Raw genomic sequence first — 17,152 nt, 5'->3', positions numbered from 1 at the left:
GGCGCGGTGCCTGCTGGCCCCGCGCCTCCCGTCCGTTCTTCCGCCCTGTCCAGATCCGCGCTTGCGCGGGCATACCGGGTATGTGCATACTCAGTATGGCCACGGTGGCCGGAGACAGGGGAAGTGTCATGAGCGTTCGGATGGGCGTACTCGCGCTGCTGGTGGGGGGACCCGGGTACGGCTACCAGCTCCGGGGGGAGTTCGAGCACCGCACCGGCGGGAGCTGGCCGCTGAACATCGGCCAGGTCTACACGACCCTGGACCGCCTGGAACGCGACGGCTTCGTGGCCCGCGGCGACGCCGACGACGACGGCCACGTCGTCTACACGGCGACCGACGCGGGTCGCCAGGAAGTGGCCCGCTGGTTCAGCGAACCGGTGCCAGCGAAGCGCGGCCGCGACGAGCTGGCGATCAAGTTCGCCCTCGCCGTCACCGTGCCCGGGGTCGACGTCGCCCGCCTGGTGCAGGTGCAGCGCGGTGCCGCGATCAGGAATCTGCAGGACCTGACCCGGTTGAAGCGCACGACCGATCCGGAGACGGACCTGGCGTGGTCGCTCGTGCTCGAGTCGATGGTGTTCCAGGCCGAGGCAGAGGTGCGCTGGCTCGACCACGTGGAGTCGAGCGTCGCGCGGTACCGGCCGGACGAGCACCCGGCGACGCCCGATGCTCGCGGTCCTGCCGGTCCTGCCGGTGCTGCCGGTGCTGCCGCATCGGCTTCCGCCGATGCTGCGCGGAGTGCACGGTGACCGCCTCACCGCTCCTGCAGCTCGACGCCGTGAGCGTGCACTACGGCTCCGGTGCGAAGGCCGTCACGGCACTGGCCGGCATCGACCTGCGGGTCGAGCGCGGCGAGATGGTGGCCGTGATGGGCACCTCGGGCTCGGGGAAGTCGACGCTGCTCGCCTGCGCCGGCACCCTGCTCCCGCCCACGAGCGGTGAGGTGCTGATCGACGGCACCTTCGTGTCCGACCGTCCCGCCAAGGAGCTCGCGGCGCTGCGACGCCGACTGATCGGGTTCGTGTTCCAGGACTTCAACCTGATCCCCTCGCTGACCGCGGTCGAGAACGTGGCGCTGCCGCTCGAGCTCGACGGGTGGAAGGCCTCGCAGGCCCGCCGTGCCGCGGAGCTCGCGCTCGACAACGTCGAGTTGTCGCACCGTGCCGACGCCTACCCGGACGACCTGTCCGGCGGACAGCAGCAGCGCGTGGCGATCGCCCGCGGCGTGGTCGGTGAGCGTCGACTCGTGCTCGCCGACGAGCCGACGGGTGCGCTCGACTCGCAGACCGGCGAGGTCGTGCTCCGCATGCTCCGTCGGCACGTCGACGCCGGAGCCGGAGCGCTCCTGGTCACCCACGACGCCCGGCACGCCGCCTGGGCGGACCGCATCGTGTTCCTGCGCGACGGTCGTGTGGTCGACGAGACCGTGTACTCGGGTGTCGAGGCGGCACTGACGGACCGGACCGCGTCGTGAGCCGCGGTCGGCGTGACGGGACCACCCGGACGCCGTTCGCCCTCCGACCGGCGCTCCGGCTGGGGCGTCGACTGGCGTTCGCGAAGGCGGGCCGCGCGGCACTGATCATCGCGCTCATCGGGATCCCCACCGCCGGGTTCGCCGCCGTCGCCGTCGTGGTGCAGTCGACGCAGGCCACGGTCACCGAGCAGCTCGACCACGACCTCGGCCAGGCATCGGCGCAGATGCGGGTGTCCGGCCCGGACCTGCCCGGCATGGTGCAGGACCCGGTGCAGTGGGAGTTCACCGACTCGAAGCGGAACAGCCCCGTCACGGAGTCGGACGAGGACGCACCGTTCACGAACGTCCTGGCCCACGTGCCCGACGGCGCCCTGTCGATCCCGGTGGGCAGCACGCCCGTCGTGTTCCAGGGTGCGCACGGCCCGGTCGGACTGACCGCCGTCGAGGGCAGCGTCTGGGACCCGTCGCTCGAGGGCCACTGGCACGTGCTCGACGGTTCCACGCCGACCACGCGCAGCGAGCTCATGGTCACGCCGGCCACGCTCGAACGCCTCGGGGCGCAGATCGGCGACACGGTGGACCTGACCGACCCGGTCACCAAGCGCTTCACGATCACCGGCACCATGACCGACCTGGGCTCCGATCCGGGATCGCAGGGCATCTTCCTGCCCTGGGGCACGACGCTCTCGACGACCGACACCACCGACGACGCCGGGCTCACCGACGTCACCGTGTACCTGCCGTCGGACGCCCCGACGTGGTCGGAGATCCGGCAGCTCAACGCGCACGGCATCATCGTGCAGTCGCGTCCGGTCGTGCTCGACCCGCCCGACGCCCGGCTCCCCGGTGGGCAGCTGGGCTCGTCGCTCGGCTGGTACCTCGGGGCGATGGGACTGCTCGGCGTCTTCGCGATGTTCGAGGTCGCCCTGCTCGCCGGGGCCGCGTTCCTGGTCGGCACCCGGGCGGACACCCGCTCGTACGCCATCGTCACGAGCGTCGGCGGCGACAAGCGGTTCGTCCGCACGATCGTCGCCGGGTCGGGCCTGGTGCTCGGGCTCGTCGGCGCGGTGCTCGGAGTCGTCGCCGGCACCGGGATCGGCGTGCTCACCTACCGACTGATCGACAACGGCAACGTGGCGTCGTTCCCCGGGTTGCACGTGCCGCCGCTCCTGCTGCTGTCCATCGCGGCCGCCGGGGTGCTCGCCGGACTCGTCTCCGCGCTCGTCGCCGCACGGTCGGCCACCCGGATCAACGTGCTCGCGGCCCTGCGGGGCTCGCTCCGCCCGGTGCCCGTCAGCCGTCCGGCCCGCCGTCGTCGGCGCATCTGGGGGCCGCTGATCGTGGTCCTCGGCGCCGTGATGACGCTGGCGTGCGGTGTCGGGGTGCTCATGCTCAACGACCGTCCGGTGCAGCAGGACCGGTGGGCGTACGTCGTCGGTGCCGGCGTCGCGATCGGGCCGTGCCTGATGCAGCTCGGCATCGCCATCTGCTCACCGTGGCTGCTCGCCCTGATCACCCGGCTCACCGCCCGCGCGGGGCTGTCTGCGCGGCTCGCCGCCCGCGACGGACGCCGCAACCCGGTCCGCACGGTGCCGGTGCTGGCGAGCGTCATGAGCGTCGTGTTCGTGGCCTCCGTCGTGATCACGTGGAGTGCGTCGAGCCACGCCCAGTACGTCCGTGGGTACGAGTACTCGACGGCGGTCGGGGTGGCGACGGCCGAGGTGCAGCTGATCGGCACGGAGGGCATGCCCCAGGGCCACGATGCGGCGTTGACGGCGCACGCTGCGAAGATCGCGACACGCGTGTTCGACCACGACCGGATCCGAGTACTCGGGGTCGTCAACGCCAGCGCGGGCGACACCCCCTCGACCGTCACGGAGCCGCACCGTTGGAAGGGCCGCGAGTGTCCGTCGAACAACACCACGAGCTGCGCGGTCTACCTGGAGAGCGGCGACTCGATGGGTCCGCACATCTGGACGGGCACGGTCGACGACTACGCCGTGCTCACCGGCCACCGCCCGTCGGACGCGGTGCGGGATGCGCTGGAGGGCGGCAAGGCGGTGTCGCTCTGGCCGGAGTACGCCCACGACGGCGCGGTCCGGATCGACGCGTTCCACGACCGCACGTGGGAGAGCCCGCCGATCACGGCGAAGACGAAGCCCGACTCCAGCGTGTCGATCCCGGCCGTCCTCGACGTGCAGACCCCGCGGATCCGGGTCGGTGTCTTCATGACGAAGGCGACCGCTGCGCAGTACGGGGTGGCCGCCGTCGACGGCATGCTCGTGACGAAGCTGCCCGGCGACATCGCCCCCGAGCAATGGGACGCGCTGAGTTCGGCGTGGCAGAGCTTCGGCGGCGACGACCGTGCCCGGTCGGACGGACCCCAGTTCACCTACGAAGCCGGTCCGATCGACAACGAGGCGATCATCCGGGCGATCGTGCTCGCACTCGCGGCGGCCGTCACCATCGGTGCGACGGCGGTGGCGATCGGACTCGCACGGTCCGACGGCCGGCGGGACGACGAAGTGCTCGACGCCATCGGTGTCGCACCACGCCTGCGCCGAAGAGTGTCGACCTGGCAGGCGGCGATCCTGGCCACGGTCGGCTCGGTGATCGGGACGCTCCTCGGACTCCTGCCGATCCGCGCCCTGACCCTGCGGTTCACCGAGAGTCCGGTCGGGGTGAACCACATGCCGTTCGTGCCGGACTGGCCGGTGCTGGCGCTGCTCGCGGTCGGCCTGCCCCTCGTGGTGACGGCCGGGGCGTGGCTGACCTCGCGGGGTCGGCGCCGGGTGGCGGTGCGACGGGCGCACTGACGCGGGTTGCGGCTTGCGCTCGGCTTCGCTTGGTGAGCAGAAGATGTCGAGTCGGCTGCTCGGACCCGACGTCTTCTGCTCACGAAGTGCCCGGCAGACCGCTTCCGGACGTCGAGGATCCGGCGGTGGTGCAGGACCACCGCCACGAGGACTCGGAAGCACATCGACTACGTTCGGCGTCACGACAACCGAACGATCACCGTGCGGACGTCCTTGAGTGACCACATCAGCAACGGATGGGTGAGATGAGCGAGATTGCGCGACTCGTCGATACCGGAGCGATCGAAGCCGCGGTCGCGGAAGCTCAGGGGCTGACTCCCGACCGGGTCGCCGACCTGCTCTTCGCCTCGGGCGGCTTCGCTGTGGACATGGCTCCGTACGACGCATTCGTCCGTCGCTGGTACGAGCGCCTCGACAGCCCTTACCTGCGCGCGGCGGCTGAACGATTCGGGGATGCCTACCTCACCGAACTCGCGGGGGTGCCCGGAGGCGAGGGGTTCGCGGCCGAGATGACCGAGGCCGCGCTCCGCGCCGTGATCGCGCACACCGGTCGAATGATGCGCGGGCCGGCGATCACCGACTGGGCAGAACCGCACGTCGCGGTGATGAGCACCGCCCGCGCGCGCTCCTGGCGAGACGCGTCGATGGATCTCGCGAAGGTGCACTTGCCGGAGTGACGGACGGGAGGCCCGTGGCGGCGTCGCCACGGGCCTCCAGTCCGTCAGGGAGTGAGCAGAACCCGACGGGTCGCGTGTCCGGACCCGTCACGTTCTGCTCACTCGATGCCGCTCACGAGAGCTCGGGCAGCGCCTCCGCGTAGGTGCGGAAGTCGCCGCGCTCCGTGTGGATCGCCCACAGTCGGTCGGCGATGGACTCCCCGGAGTGCTCGGGCTGCCCGTCGTCGATGCCGAACGGGATGATGAGCTGACCGACGTGGACGTCCTCGTCGCGGACGGCGTCGTGCAGCAGCTGCGCGTACGCACTCTCGGCCGCGAACGCGACGGACGTGCCGGTGACGCGGGCTCCCGGGCGGACCGCACTGCCGCCGTTCACGAACAGGATGGTGCCGTGGCCGATCGCGCGCATGCCGGGCAGGACCTGGCGGACGGCGTTGACCGAGCCGTAGACCGAGAACTCGATGGGGCCGACCAGGTCGTCCGCCGTGGTCTCGAGCACCGGGCGCATGTACTCCTTGGCGGGGAGCGGGCTGTACTGCAGCACCTCGATGGGGCCGAGCTGCTCGGTGGCGCGCTCGAGTGCGGTGCGCAGGGAGTCCCCGTCGCGGACGTTCGCAGCGAAGCCGGCGGCGGTGTGGCCGCGTTCGCGCAGCTCCGCGGCGAGCCCGTCCAGGCGGTCCTGGTTGCGGGAGATCAGGGCGACGGCGAAGCCCTCACGGGCGAAGCGCTCGGCGACGGCGAGGCCGAGGCCCTTGCCGGCCCCGACGATGGCGATGGTGGTCATGCGGTGTACTCCTCGTCGCTCACGTGCTCGAGCCAGGTGGTGGTGGTCCCCGGGTCGTCGGCGGCCTCGAGCATCGCGAGGTGTTCCATGTAGTCCGTCGGGGTCGCGCCGTGCCAGTGTTCCTCGCCGGCGGGCGTGTAGACGGTCTGTCCAGCCTGCACCTCGATGACGCGGCCGTCCCGGGTGCCCATCCGTGCGACGCCCTCGGTGACGTGCAGGGTCTGGCCCTTGGCGTGCGCGTGCCACGCGGTGCGGGCGCCGGGCAGGAACCGGACCTTGGCGACGGTCATCGTCTGACCGGGTTCCTGGGGCGAGGCGATCGCGTCGAGGTACACGTCTCCGGTGAACTGCGCCGCCGGGTTCTTGACGGTCGGCTGTTTCGGTTGGATCTGCATGCCGACGACGGTAGGCCGCCGTGCGCACCGTCGGGAGGTGCCGGCAGACCCCCTCAGGGGTTTCCCGAACGCAGCGTGTGTGATCGACCCCCGACCCCGGGAGGATCATCGTGGACACACCCGTCGGAACGCCCCGCAGCCGCCGCCTCGGGTCGGTGGCCGGCCTCGCCGCCGTCGCTGCCCTCGCCCTGAGCGCCTGCACGAGCGGTGACGGAGCGGAGCAGGACGGATCCGACCGGGGCGGGTCACCGACCGCCCTCGCCTCCGCACCCGCCGACCTGCCGGCCGGACAGGTGGCCCTCGACGGTGACACCACCGACGTGGTCACCGGCCTGGAGGCCCCCTGGTCGGTGGTCCTGACCGGTCGCGACGGCGACGCGCTGGTCAGCGAGCGCGACTCGGCCCGGGTGCTCGAGCTGCGGCCCGACGGATCCACCCGTCAGGTCGGCACCGTCGACGGCGTCAGCCACGGCGGCGAGGGCGGACTGCTCGGGCTCGCGCTGCACGACGACGACCTGTTCGTGTACTCCACGGCCGACGACGGCAACCGGATCCAGCGGTACGAGCTGACGGGGAGCACCGGGTCGTGGGGGCTCGGCGACGCGACGACGATCATCGACGGCCTGCCGAAGAACACGTTCCACGACGGTGGCCGGATCGCGTTCGGGCCCGACGACATGCTCTACGCGAGCGTCGGGGACGCCGGTGCGAGCACGGACGCGCAGGACGAGGACTCGCTCGCGGGGAAGATCCTGCGGCTCACCCCGGACGGCGACGTCCCCGCCGACAACCCGATCGACGGGTCGCCGGTGTGGAGCCTCGGACACCGCAACGTGCAGGGCATGGGGTGGTCGTCGGACGGCACGATGTTCGCGTCGGAGTTCGGCGAGAACACCCACGACGAGCTCAACGTGATCGAGCCCGGGTCGAACTACGGCTGGCCCGATGTCGAGGGCACCGGCGGCGAGGACCAGGGCTTCGTCGACCCCGTGCAGCAGTGGTCCACCGACGAGGCGTCCCCGAGCGGACTCGCGGTCGTCGACGACACGGTGTTCGTCGCGAACCTGCGGGGCGAGGTGCTCCGGGCGGTCCCGGCCGACGACCCCGGCACGGCGACCGAGTACTTCGCGGGCGACTTCGGCCGCATCCGGACGGTGCTCGAGGGCCCGTCGGACACACTCTGGTTCGTCACGAACAACACCGACGGCCGCGGGACACCGTCGAGCGGAGACGACCGGATCGTCTCCGTCCCTCACGCGCACCTGAAAGGGGTTCCCGCAGCCCCTCGCTCGCGTGGAACGGCGCAAAGTACCGTGACGGCGTGAACCACCGCGACGAAGCGCGCGACTTCCTCTCCAGCCGTCGCGCCGGCCGGGTCGTCCCCGTGGCCGCCGTCCGGCCCGAGCTGCAGTACCTGCTCGACGTCGTCACGGACGCCCCGGCGATGATCATCAACAACCGGCAGGACATCGTCGCCGCGAACGCACTCGGCTGGGCGATGCACGCGAACCTCGTCGACACCCCGGCGCGGCCGATGAACTTCTCGCGCTTCATCTTCCTCGACCCGCAGGCGCGGAACTTCTACCAGGACTGGCAGCGGGCCGCGCACACGAACGTCGCGATCCTGCGCCGCGAAGCGGGCCGGACGCCGAACGACAAGGACCTCGCTGCACTCATCGGCGAGCTGTCGATGCGGAGCGACGACTTCCGCGAGCTCTGGGCGGCACACGACGTCCGACGCCACTACGCCGGCGTGAAGGCGTTCCGACACAGCGTGGTCGGACCGATGGAACTGCACTTCCAGACACTCGAACTCGCCGAGGACCCGGGACTCGCGCTCACGATCTACCCGGCGACCCCGGGCAGCCCGACGGCCGACGCCCTGCGGGTGCTCGCCTCGTGGGCGGCGACCGAGGGCATCGCGGAACGGGCGCGCCAGCTCGCCTGACGGGGTGGTCGCGATCACGACGAGGAAGGGCGCGACCAGCGCATGAACGACACCTGGGTCGTGACACCTGGGTGCGCTGGTCGGTCGACAGCAGAAGCTGGACGTCCCGGACGAAGGAGCACCAGACGCATGAGCACGGATCACGGGATGACGACGGGTCGGACCCTGCTGTTCGCCGTCGCCGGGGGAGCAGCGGTGGGCAACCTGTACTGGTCGCAGCCGCTGCTCGACGACATCGCGTCGTCGCTCGGCACCTCGGCGTCGCTCGCCGGGCTGCTCGTCACGCTGACCCAGGTCGGCTACGCCCTCGGCATCCTGCTCGTCGTGCCGCTCGGGGACGTCCTCGACCGCCGACGCCTCATCCCCTGGGTGCTCGTCGCCTCCGCGGTCGCGCTGCTCTTCGCCTCGATCGCCCCGACCTTCGCGACCCTCCTGGTCGCCCTGGCACTGGTCGGGCTGACCACGGTCGCCGGGCAACTCCTCATCCCGCTGGCCGGGGACCTCGCCGACCCGGCGCAGCGCGGACGCGTGGTCGGCACGATCGCGTCCGGGGTGCTCACCGGCATCCTGGTGTCGCGGACGATCAGCGGTCTGGTCGCGGACGCGTTCGGGTGGCGCGCGATCTACGTGCTCGCCGCCGCCGTCGCCGTCGTCCTCGCGGTGCTGCTGCGTCGGGCCATCCCGGAGCTCGAGGCCCGCGGCAAGGTGCCGTACCCGCAGCTCATCCTGTCGGTGTTCCGCGCGGTCCGGACCCACCGGACCGTGCAGGTCACCCTGGTGATCAGCTCGTCGGTCTTCGCCGTGTTCACGATGTTCTGGACCGCGCTGACGTTCCTGCTGAGCAGCGCCCCCTACGACTTCTCCTCCAGCAGCATCGGGCTGGTCGGCCTGGTGGGGCTGGCGGGTGCCGTGGCGGCGCAGCGGGTCGGGCGACTCCACGACCGCGGGCTGTCGGTGCCGGTGACCGGGGGAGCGATCGTGCTCCTGCTCGTCTCCTTGGTCGTCGCCGGGATCGGTGCGCAGTCGATCGTCGTGGTGCTGCTCGCGGTGCTCCTGCTCGACGTCGCCGTGCAGGCCGCGAACGTGCTCAACCAGACCCGGCTCTTCTCGGTCGACCCGGCCGCGCGGAGCCGGCTCAACACGGCCTTCGTCACGTCGAACTTCATCGGTGGGGCGATCGGCTCGGCGCTGGCGTCGGTGCTGTGGAACACCGGCGGCTGGACGGCGGTCACGATCGGTGCCGCGGTGCTGGCCGGGTTCGCCGCGACGGTCTGGGGTGTGCACCGCCACCGTGGGCTGGTGGTCGCGCCTGCATGACGGGGAACGCGGGGCTCAGCGGACCAGGGGGTTCGCGACCTCGAGCTCACCGTGGTCGACGAGCCACCGCACGGCGTCGAGCACGGTCGCCTCGGCCGTGAAGGCCGGGGTGTAGCCGAGCAGTCGGCCGGCCTTCGCGGTGCTGAAGACCTGACTGCGGGACAGGTGCTCCCAGCTGGCGTCAGCGTGCTCCAGTGCCGTGGTCTCGCGGAACCGGTCCCACGTGACGGAGTCGAGTCGGGCCTCCTGGCCGAACCACGACGCTGCCAGGTGGGCGTACCCGCGGGCAGTGAGTGCCGTCGAGGCCGTGATGAAGAAGTCCTCACCGGCCGCAGCATCGCGGTGCTCGACGGCGAGCTGGAACGCCTGGGCGACGTCGTCAGCGTGCACGTGGGCCATCGTCTCGGCGCCGAGGCCGGGGACCTCGAGCGCGTCGCCGGCGGACAGCTTCGTCAGCACCGAGGTGTCGAGGTTGCCGAGCGGACCGATCGGCGTCCAGCCCGGACCGCTGATGTGACCGGGGTGCAGCGACGTCGTGACCAAACCACCTGACGCGGTTTCCTGCTTGAGCATCCGGGCGATGGCGTCCTTCTGGACGCCGTAGTCGCCGAACGGCGGGGTGGCGCTCTGCTCGGTGATCGGCAGGACGTGTGAGGGGCCCGCGCGCCAGATCGAGCCGCAGTGCACCAGGTGGGTGCCGGAGCCGCGGAGTGCGTCGACCAACGCGGTGGCCGAGGATTCCGTGAAGCAGACGAGGTCGACGACGGCGTCGGCGCCGAGCGCGGCGATCCGGGAGCCGAAGGTGCCGTCACGGTCCTCCTGCTCGCGGTCGGCGGTGACCCGCTCGACCTGCCCCCACTCCGGGGCGTCGGCGTAGGGGGTGCTCGTCCCGCGGCTGACGGCGGTCACCCGGTGGCCGGAGCGGACGAGACGGGGGACCAGGAACGAGCCGATGTGGCCGGTGGCTCCGATGACGACGATGTGCATGGGGGCCACCGTAGGCTGAGGCGTGCGGATCGTGAGCAGGAACGGTCGGGTACGGCGGCGCGACCCGACCGTTCCTGCTCACGACGCGCGCCCCGGCGAGCGAGAAGCGTGCCGCGAGTTGCACGCTCAGTCGGCGGTGATGACCTTCACGGAGCCGGCGATGGTCGCGGCGTCCTCGGCGAGCGCGACCACGGGGTCGGGCAGGCCCGCGCCCCCGAGGAGCTTGCGCGTCCCCCAGCCGACGAAGCTGCCGACGAGCGCGCCGATGCCGCCGAGGATCGCGCCCTCGATGCGCAGGTCGCGCTTGCCCGTGGTGCCGAGCGCGGCACCGGCGAGGGCACCGGAGGCCACCCGGCCCATCAGGGCGGAGGGAGTGATGCGGTTCGGCGTCTTCGGCAGCTTGTCGCCGATGAGCTCACCCACCGCGGACGCCACGAGCAGCCCACGGCCGACCGGGGTGCTGAAGACCTTCCACTGCTGCCACGCGCCCTTCAGTGCGGGTCGGTCGTGGTTGAGTGCGAGGACGGCGAGCGGGGTGGCACTCCGGCCGCCGCTCAGGATGCCGAGGACCAGGGTGCGTACCAGGGTGTGCTGCTCGTGCTGCTTGCTCATCGTGACTCCTGTCGTGTTGCCCCCGACGGTACGCACCCGTGCCCCGGATGTTCCGAGGATCGCCAGGTCCGGCGATCCCGGTGTTCCCTTCGCACGGAGCCGCTCCGAGTAGCGTCCGGCCCATGAGCAACGTCATCGTCTTCGGCGGCCACGGCAAGGTCGCACTCCTCGCCACCCGCATCCTGTCCGAACGCGGACACTCGGTCACCTCGGTCATCCGGAACGCGGACCAGTCCGACGAGATCCGCGCGCACGGGGGCGAGCCGCGCGTCGCGGACATCCAGCAGCTGTCCCTGACCGACTTCGCCGACCTCGTCCGAGGGCACGACGCCGTGGTGTGGTCGGCCGGCGCCGGTGGCGGGTCCGCCGACCGCACGTGGGCGATCGACCGTGACGCCGCGGTGCTCTCGATCCAGGGGACGCAGCAGGCGGGTGTCGATCGCTACGTGATGGTGTCGTGGGCCGGATCGCAGCTCGACCACGGGGTGCCCCAGGACCAGGACTTCTTCGCGTACGCGCAGTCGAAGACGATCGCCGACGCGGTGCTCCGCGACTCCGGGCTGCAGTGGACGATCGTCGCGCCGAGCACCCTGACCGACGACGAACCGACCGGTTCCGTGGACTGGGACGGCTCGGCGACCGAGGTCCCGCGCGGCGACGTGGCGCACGTCGTGGCCGACGTGGTGGAGAACCCCGGTACGGCCGGCAACACGTTCCGCTTCAACACGGGGTCGACCCCGGTGGCGGACTTCCTGCGCGCCGACGCGGTCTGAGCGAGACGGGCCGACGGGGTCGCGCGGAACACCCGCGCGGGACCGAGCAACGGGGTCGCGGCGGTTGCCGCCGCGACCCCGTTGCATGTCTCAGTAGAGCGACGCGATGCCCGTCATGTCACCACGGCCGAGCGTGCGCGACTCGAGCTGGCAGTACCCGCCGGACGGCTCCATGACCTGGCCGGTGCCGGTGTTCACGTGCCCGAGTCCGTACAGGTGGCCCCACTCGTGCGTCGCGACGGCCTGGGTGTCGAAGCGCGACCCCGAGCAGGTGGCCGTCGAGCTCCACTTGAAGCCCGTGGCGTAGCGCTGGTCGGCTTCGCGGGCGTTGCCGTTGCCGTCGTACCAGACGCAGGTGACTCCGAGGGTGCCGGTGGGCAGCTTCCCCCAGCCCATCACGCTGTAGCCGTTGTTCCCCGAGCAGCCGCCCTTGTCGGTGAGGTTCGGCTTCTGGGTCGCGAGCCGCAGGTAGCCGTTGCTGGCCGTCGACGTCACCGAGCGGTCGCACGACGAGATCGTTCCCGTCCACGTGTTCGCTGCCTTGCGCAGGGCGTTCTTGGCGTAGGTCGACTTCTGCCCGGACTCGTTGTAGTACCACTTGACGGTTTTCGCCCAGCGGTACCCGGCCTGCTCCCAAGCGGTACTCGTGCACTTCGTCGTGGCGGCGGCCGCCGGGGCCGCCTGCGTCGTCGCGGCAGCGCTCTGGGCGCGCTCCTGCTGGACGGCGGGGGCGGATCCGCGCCACGCATCGTCGACCCGGACCGCGACACCGGCGGTGCCGTTGTTCGCGACGACGACCTCGGCCAGTTCGGGTGTACCCGGTGCCGAGGTGCTGCTCGCCATCACGCTCTCCCCCGGAGCGGGGAGCGCGAAGGTCCGGCCGTCCGGAGTGACCACCGTGCCCGAGGTGGCGGTGCAGCCGGTCTCGAGCGTCTGCACCGACAGCGTCCCGGCGGCACAGCGCGTACCGGTCGCCGGGGTCGCAGCCTGTGCGGGTGCAGCGGTGATGGTGAGACCGGCGACGATCGCGATGATCGCCCCGGCGGTGAGCGCGTTCCTGGCAGGACGCATGGTTCCCTTTCCCCCGGCGGGCGACGTGCCCACCGTTCCTGATCGGTTCCATGCTCGCCGATGACCGCACGCCCGGTCCAGGGCTTCGTTGCGAGGACAGCCCCCCAGTCAGGGGAACGGGCCGTCGCAACGATCCGCGGAACGGTCAGCCGATCTGCGAGTACAGGCGCTCCGGGTCGAAGGCCAGCGACGCCTTCACCATCCGGCTCCAGTCGTCGACCAGCACCTCGGCCGCGCCTCGCTCCACACCGTCGAGCGCCAGTCGGGCCACGTCGGTCGGGTCCGTCTTCGGGCCGTCGTAGTCGGCCATCATGTCGGTGTCGGCCGCGCCGAGGTGGAGGCCCTGCACGCTGATGCCCTTGGCGGCGAGCTCCAGGCGCACCGCGTTCGTCATGTTCCACTCCGCGGCCTTCGCCGCCGCGTACCCACCGGCCCCAGGGGCGGCGAACCAGGAGAGCGCGGACAACACGTTGACGATCGCGCCGCCGCCGTTCCGCTCGATGACCGGCGCGAAGGCACGGATCATCGACAGGCTGCCCCAGAAGTGGGTGTCCATCGCCTGGCGGACGATCGTCAGGTCGTCGGTGACCAGGGATCCCTGGGTCGAGATGCCCGCGTTGTTCACGAGCAGGGTGACGTCACCCGCGGCAGCGGCGACTGCGTCGACCGATGCCTGATCCGTGATGTCGAGCGGCAGCGCCTCGACGCCCTCGATGTCGACGAGTTCGGGACGGCGGGCGGTCGCGTAGACCTTGGCGGCCCCCCGCTCGAGCAGCTGCAGGACGAAGCCGCGTCCGATGCCGCGGTTCGAGCCGGTGACGAGTGCGACTGATCCAGCGATGTCCATGGTGTCTCCTCCTGCCGCCCGGGTGTCTCCCGCAGCGGCTCGGCTACGCTAAGACCTCACATCGATGTCAGGGGCAAGCCCGGATCGGAGACCAGCATGCGCATCGGCGACCTCGCTGCGGAGACGGGCGTCAGTGTCCGCTCCCTGCGGTACTACGAGGAGCAGGGGCTGCTCACCGCGTCGCGCACCGCGAGCGGGCAGCGAGTCTACGGCGACGCCGCGGTCGAGCGGGTGCAGCTCGTGCAGCAGCTGTTCGCCGCCGGGTTGGCGAGCCGCACCATCGTGCAGCTGCTGCCCTGCGTCGACCGCGGTGAGTCGACCCCGGAGTCGTTCGCGCTGCTGGTCGCCGAGCGCGACCGCATCACCGAGCAGCTGGCCGAGCTCGAGGCGGCCCGCGGGCGGCTCGACCAGGTCATCGCGATCACCGAGCACCCCACCGCCGAGCACTGCCCCGCACTGCGTGAGCGCCCCACGGAGGAGCTCGCGGCCTGAGCGGTCGGTCCGAGACGGACTGGAGGCGCGTGGCGGGCCCCGCCACGGGCCTCCCGTCCGCCCTTCGGCCAGCCCTGGCCCCGCCGCTGGCCGGCGCGGTCAGTCCCCCGTCTGCTCCGTGGGGGCCGCCACCGGCTTCGACTGACTCGATCCCCGCTGCCGCAGGGACACGGTGGCGACCACCATGACCGAGATCACGAGGAACTCCGACTGCCAGTTCTGCATCGACTCGAACCAGAACTGGCTCGTGCCGAGGTAGCCCCACGCCGAGACCACCGCTCCACCGTGTTCGAGCTGCTCCTCGTTGTAGGCCGCGGCACCCCCGATGACGTGTCCCACGACGCTGCCGAGGAAGAGCACCGCGAACAGGATCAGCAGGGAGTTCTCGTACAGCACCAGCGCGATCCCGCCACGACGGACCGGCCAGGGAGCCCGGGGGTCGTCGGCGTGCTCCCGCGGGTCCTCGTCGTGCTGGCTCTCCTCGTCCATGGGCTCGGACTCGCTCGACCCCTTCTGGAACAGGAACACCGTGAACACGATGTACGCGCCCATCTGCAGGAACTCGCTCTCCCAGTTCTCGAAGGTCGCCTCGGCGAAGTCACCGCTCGTCAGGAACCCCCAGAGCGACTCGACGGCCTGCCCGTGCTGGAGCGCGTCCTCGACCGAGACACGCCAGCCCGCCCAGACCATGCCGACGAAGCAGACGACGAACACCAGCGCGTTCGCGATGAGCAGTCCGTTCCGTCGCACCACCGAGGACCCGTTCGTTCGATCACGCAGGGCGAGTGTCACCGTTCTCCTCCGTTCGACGTACCGGGGCTGCCCCGGCCGCCCGGTTCCGGGCACGGTCGTCATTCTCTTCCGGCGGTCACGACGGACCGGTGCAGGACGACCGTCTTGGCCGGATCGCGCTGGTCCGCCAGCCGGTTCCGGACACGTCTCCGGCTGTCGCTGTCCACCTTTCGCCGTCCGGGGCCGGATCGATCCCAGGGTGGACCGAGCGGGACCTACCGTCGTGTTCGGCCCGGGGTCCCGAGCCGGCAGGCCGCAGAGAGGTACGGGCACCATGGCCACGTTCACCACCACCGACACCAGACTCGAGCCGAAGCACGCCCACGCGGCAGTCGCGCGACGAGCGCGCTGCGTCTCCGAGCGCAGCCCCTTCACGGAGGTCCGCGAGCAGGCGCGCCTCCGCACCCTGATGATCGCCGCTGCGACGACGGGGATCGTGTCGGTCACCGCCACCGCGTCCGCCGCCGTCGTCGTGATCGGCCTCAGCGCATGAGTGGGGTGAGCCACCACGTGCAGAGCGACCCCGCCCTCGACCGGCTCCGGAACGAGCCGCTCGAGTGGCGCCGCCACGGCCTGACCCCACCGACGGAACTCGACGCGATCGTCGCCACACGCCTGGCCGGCGTGGTGCGGGGCGTCCCGACCGACCCGACGTACGCGGACTTCTTCGCCGCAGCATGAGCCTGACCGCACCCGCCGTGACCGAAGCCGTCCCGCGTTCGAGCCGACAACGCGCGCTCGAGTCGATGCGGTCGCGGCACCGCGAGTGGATGCAGGGGCTGCTGGAACGCGAATCCGATCTGCAGGACCCTCGCGATCGGCTGCTCGCCGTGTTCGAGCACCTCGAGGCCGGTCTCGTGCGGGGCGGCTCCCACGTCGGGGCCGTCGTCGCGCACGGCGAGCCCGACACCGCGGACCTCGCGCGGGAGCACCTGCGCGAGGTCGAGGCGCACGTCGCCGAACGGTGCGTCGCCGCCGCGTTGCCCGAACACGTGGGGCACGCGTTGACGCTGCTCGTGCAGGGCGCGCGGGTCGAGGCCGCCGTCCACCGCTCAGTGCAACCGGCCCGGACAGCGCGGACCGCAGCGGCGATGCTGCTGGCCGTCTACGAGGGCGAAGCGCTGTTCTGACCGCTTCTGGACAATCGCGTGGGCCGCCTCGGCGCGGGTGTGAAACTACTGCTCGAGCGATGATGAACGAGCACAATGACCGCATCCGCGTCGACGAACGTGGCACCGACCTCGCCGCCGCGAAGCAGACCCTCGCGACCGCGTACGACGGCATCGAGTGGGACGCCGGCACCACGGGGGACGCCTTCGCCTACCGGTACGCCGCCGCGGGAGACGCGACGATGACGCTCCGGGCGGTGCACTTCGGCGGGCGGCTCACCGGCGAGATGCCGGCGGGCGGCGACTTCGTCGTCCAGTGGATCACCAGCGGTGTCGGGGTCCTCGGCGACGGCGACAGCGCGATCCACCTGGTGCCCGGACGGCCGCAGATGTGGCCGAACGAGGCGTTCCGGTTCCGGTTCGAGGACTACGACCAGCGGCTCGTCCAGGTCAACCGTGCCGCGGTGGAAGGAGTCGCCGCCGAGCGCGGGCTCACCCTCCGCCGCTTCGACCACACCGCGCGGATCGACGACACGGCGATCCGACAGTGGCGCCAGACCGTGCAGCTGATCTCGGCGACGACGATGGACCGTCAGGCCTCGCCGCTGCTGCAGGCCGAGATGGGCCGCCTGGCCGCCGTCTCCCTGCTCGAGCTCTACCCCCCGGCCACCGCGGACCTGCCACCGGAGCTGCTCCTGCCGCAGCACCGTCGGATCCGGCAGGTCGTCGAGTACGTGCACGAGCATGCACACCTGCCGATCACGAGCACGGAGCTCGCGGCGATGGCGCACCTGAGCCTCCGCGCCCTGCAGGCCGCGTTCCAACGGCTGCTCGGCATGTCACCGAACTCGTACATCCGCGCGGTCCGCCTCGACCGCATCCGCACCGAACTGCTGGCGTCCGACCCGGCGACGACGAACGTCGCCGACGTCGCGCGCTACTGGGGCTTCGCGCACGCGGGCCGGTTCTCCGGCGCGTACGCCGAGCGCCACGGCGAGTACCCGAGCGAGACCCTCCGTCGCTCCTGACGGGCGACCGTCGCGGCCACGCACGGGCCGGTC

Annotated in this window: 20 protein-coding genes; 13 read left to right on the top strand and 7 right to left on the bottom strand. The window is 71.6% G+C overall.

Annotated elements, in window-relative coordinates; all coding sequences use genetic code 11:
* The first annotated feature begins 128 nt into the window (after positions 1-128).
* The 4 genes from ITJ56_RS17250 to ITJ56_RS17235 all read left to right on the top strand — a co-directional run bounded on the left by ITJ56_RS17250 (position 129) and on the right by ITJ56_RS17235 (position 4,964).
* A complete protein-coding gene (locus ITJ56_RS17250; protein WP_228518134.1) occupies positions 129-746 on the top strand; it encodes a PadR family transcriptional regulator in 618 nt (205 codons plus the stop codon).
* Positions 743-1,471, top strand: a complete 729-nt coding sequence (locus ITJ56_RS17245; RefSeq protein ID WP_194631862.1) for an ABC transporter ATP-binding protein — start codon at positions 743-745, stop codon at positions 1,469-1,471. Before ITJ56_RS17250 ends, ITJ56_RS17245 begins: the two co-directional genes overlap by 4 nt.
* Positions 1,468-4,287 carry an ABC transporter permease gene (locus ITJ56_RS17240; protein ID WP_194631861.1) on the top strand — a complete coding sequence of 940 codons (2,820 nt, stop codon included), beginning with the start codon at positions 1,468-1,470 and terminating at the stop codon, positions 4,285-4,287. The genes ITJ56_RS17245 and ITJ56_RS17240 overlap by 4 nt, the downstream gene beginning before the upstream one ends.
* A 236-nt stretch (positions 4,288-4,523) precedes the next feature.
* Positions 4,524-4,964, top strand: coding sequence for a hypothetical protein (locus ITJ56_RS17235; protein WP_194631860.1), 441 nt, complete (start codon positions 4,524-4,526; stop codon positions 4,962-4,964).
* A gap of 112 nt (positions 4,965-5,076) precedes the next feature.
* Here ITJ56_RS17235 and ITJ56_RS17230 read toward each other — a convergent pair whose 3' ends face one another.
* Both ITJ56_RS17230 and ITJ56_RS17225 read right to left on the bottom strand, forming a co-directional pair.
* On the bottom strand, positions 5,077-5,748 hold the full coding sequence (locus tag ITJ56_RS17230; RefSeq protein WP_194631859.1) for an SDR family NAD(P)-dependent oxidoreductase: 672 nt from the start codon (positions 5,746-5,748) through the stop codon (positions 5,077-5,079).
* Positions 5,745-6,143 (bottom strand): cupin domain-containing protein, encoded by a 399-nt coding sequence (locus tag ITJ56_RS17225; RefSeq protein ID WP_194631858.1) that lies wholly within the window; start codon positions 6,141-6,143, stop codon positions 5,745-5,747. The genes ITJ56_RS17230 and ITJ56_RS17225 overlap by 4 nt, the downstream gene beginning before the upstream one ends.
* A 110-nt stretch (positions 6,144-6,253) precedes the next feature.
* Between ITJ56_RS17225 and ITJ56_RS17220 the strand changes: the two genes are divergently transcribed.
* The 3 genes from ITJ56_RS17220 (at position 6,254) to ITJ56_RS17210 (ending at position 9,408) form a co-directional block, all read left to right on the top strand.
* Positions 6,254-7,468 (top strand): PQQ-dependent sugar dehydrogenase, encoded by a 1,215-nt coding sequence (locus tag ITJ56_RS17220; protein WP_323749856.1) that lies wholly within the window; start codon positions 6,254-6,256, stop codon positions 7,466-7,468.
* The gene (locus ITJ56_RS17215) at positions 7,465-8,091 is read left to right on the top strand and encodes a hypothetical protein (RefSeq protein ID WP_323749855.1); all 627 of its coding nucleotides are present in this window, start codon (positions 7,465-7,467) and stop codon (positions 8,089-8,091) included. Before ITJ56_RS17220 ends, ITJ56_RS17215 begins: the two co-directional genes overlap by 4 nt.
* Positions 8,092-8,220: 129 nt before the next feature.
* A complete protein-coding gene (locus ITJ56_RS17210) occupies positions 8,221-9,408 on the top strand; it encodes an MFS transporter (protein WP_194631857.1) in 1,188 nt (395 codons plus the stop codon).
* Positions 9,409-9,423: 15 nt separating this feature from the next.
* Here ITJ56_RS17210 and ITJ56_RS17205 read toward each other — a convergent pair whose 3' ends face one another.
* Both ITJ56_RS17205 and ITJ56_RS17200 read right to left on the bottom strand, forming a co-directional pair.
* Positions 9,424-10,395, bottom strand: coding sequence for an NAD-dependent epimerase/dehydratase family protein (locus tag ITJ56_RS17205; protein WP_194631856.1), 972 nt, complete (start codon positions 10,393-10,395; stop codon positions 9,424-9,426).
* A gap of 126 nt (positions 10,396-10,521) precedes the next feature.
* Entirely contained in the window at positions 10,522-11,007 is a 486-nt protein-coding gene (locus tag ITJ56_RS17200; RefSeq protein ID WP_194631855.1) for a DUF4126 family protein, read from the bottom strand.
* Positions 11,008-11,129: 122 nt separating this feature from the next.
* Here ITJ56_RS17200 and ITJ56_RS17195 point away from each other — a divergent pair, with 122 nt between their 5' ends.
* Positions 11,130-11,780, top strand: a complete 651-nt coding sequence (locus ITJ56_RS17195; protein ID WP_194631854.1) for an NAD(P)H-binding protein — start codon at positions 11,130-11,132, stop codon at positions 11,778-11,780.
* A 90-nt stretch (positions 11,781-11,870) separates the two neighbouring features.
* On the opposite strand, the gene ITJ56_RS17190 is transcribed toward ITJ56_RS17195, so the two are convergent.
* The gene (locus ITJ56_RS17190; RefSeq protein ID WP_194631853.1) at positions 11,871-12,851 is read right to left on the bottom strand and encodes a matrixin family metalloprotease; all 981 of its coding nucleotides are present in this window, start codon (positions 12,849-12,851) and stop codon (positions 11,871-11,873) included.
* 145 nt (positions 12,852-12,996) lie between these two features.
* Positions 12,997-13,698: an SDR family oxidoreductase gene (locus tag ITJ56_RS17185; RefSeq protein WP_194631852.1), complete on the bottom strand. Its 702-nt coding sequence runs from the start codon at positions 13,696-13,698 to the stop codon at positions 12,997-12,999.
* A 96-nt stretch (positions 13,699-13,794) separates the two neighbouring features.
* Between ITJ56_RS17185 and ITJ56_RS17180 the strand changes: the two genes are divergently transcribed.
* On the top strand, positions 13,795-14,190 hold the full coding sequence (locus tag ITJ56_RS17180) for a MerR family transcriptional regulator (RefSeq protein WP_194631851.1): 396 nt from the start codon (positions 13,795-13,797) through the stop codon (positions 14,188-14,190).
* Positions 14,191-14,289: 99 nt separating this feature from the next.
* On the opposite strand, the gene ITJ56_RS17175 is transcribed toward ITJ56_RS17180, so the two are convergent.
* Positions 14,290-14,943, bottom strand: a complete 654-nt coding sequence (locus tag ITJ56_RS17175) for a DUF6766 family protein (protein WP_323749854.1) — start codon at positions 14,941-14,943, stop codon at positions 14,290-14,292.
* 313 nt (positions 14,944-15,256) lie between these two features.
* Here ITJ56_RS17175 and ITJ56_RS17170 point away from each other — a divergent pair, with 313 nt between their 5' ends.
* The 4 genes from ITJ56_RS17170 to ITJ56_RS17155 are packed head-to-tail and all read left to right on the top strand — an operon-like array spanning position 15,257 to position 17,119.
* Positions 15,257-15,475: a hypothetical protein gene (locus ITJ56_RS17170; protein ID WP_194631850.1), complete on the top strand. Its 219-nt coding sequence runs from the start codon at positions 15,257-15,259 to the stop codon at positions 15,473-15,475.
* Positions 15,472-15,663, top strand: coding sequence for a hypothetical protein (locus ITJ56_RS17165; protein ID WP_194631849.1), 192 nt, complete (start codon positions 15,472-15,474; stop codon positions 15,661-15,663). Before ITJ56_RS17170 ends, ITJ56_RS17165 begins: the two co-directional genes overlap by 4 nt.
* The gene (locus ITJ56_RS17160; protein WP_194631848.1) at positions 15,660-16,112 is read left to right on the top strand and encodes a hypothetical protein; all 453 of its coding nucleotides are present in this window, start codon (positions 15,660-15,662) and stop codon (positions 16,110-16,112) included. Before ITJ56_RS17165 ends, ITJ56_RS17160 begins: the two co-directional genes overlap by 4 nt.
* 59 nt (positions 16,113-16,171) lie before the next feature.
* Complete coding sequence (locus tag ITJ56_RS17155) at positions 16,172-17,119, top strand: AraC family transcriptional regulator (protein WP_194631847.1); 948 nt, start codon at positions 16,172-16,174, stop codon at positions 17,117-17,119.
* Positions 17,120-17,152 lie beyond the last annotated feature (33 nt).

This window comes from Curtobacterium sp. VKM Ac-1376 (assembly GCF_015351025.1).
Taxonomy (GTDB): Bacteria; Actinomycetota; Actinomycetes; order Actinomycetales; family Microbacteriaceae; genus Curtobacterium.
The sequence above is the reverse complement of the archived record's forward strand: the minus strand, read 5'-3'. Positions and strand labels throughout refer to the sequence as shown.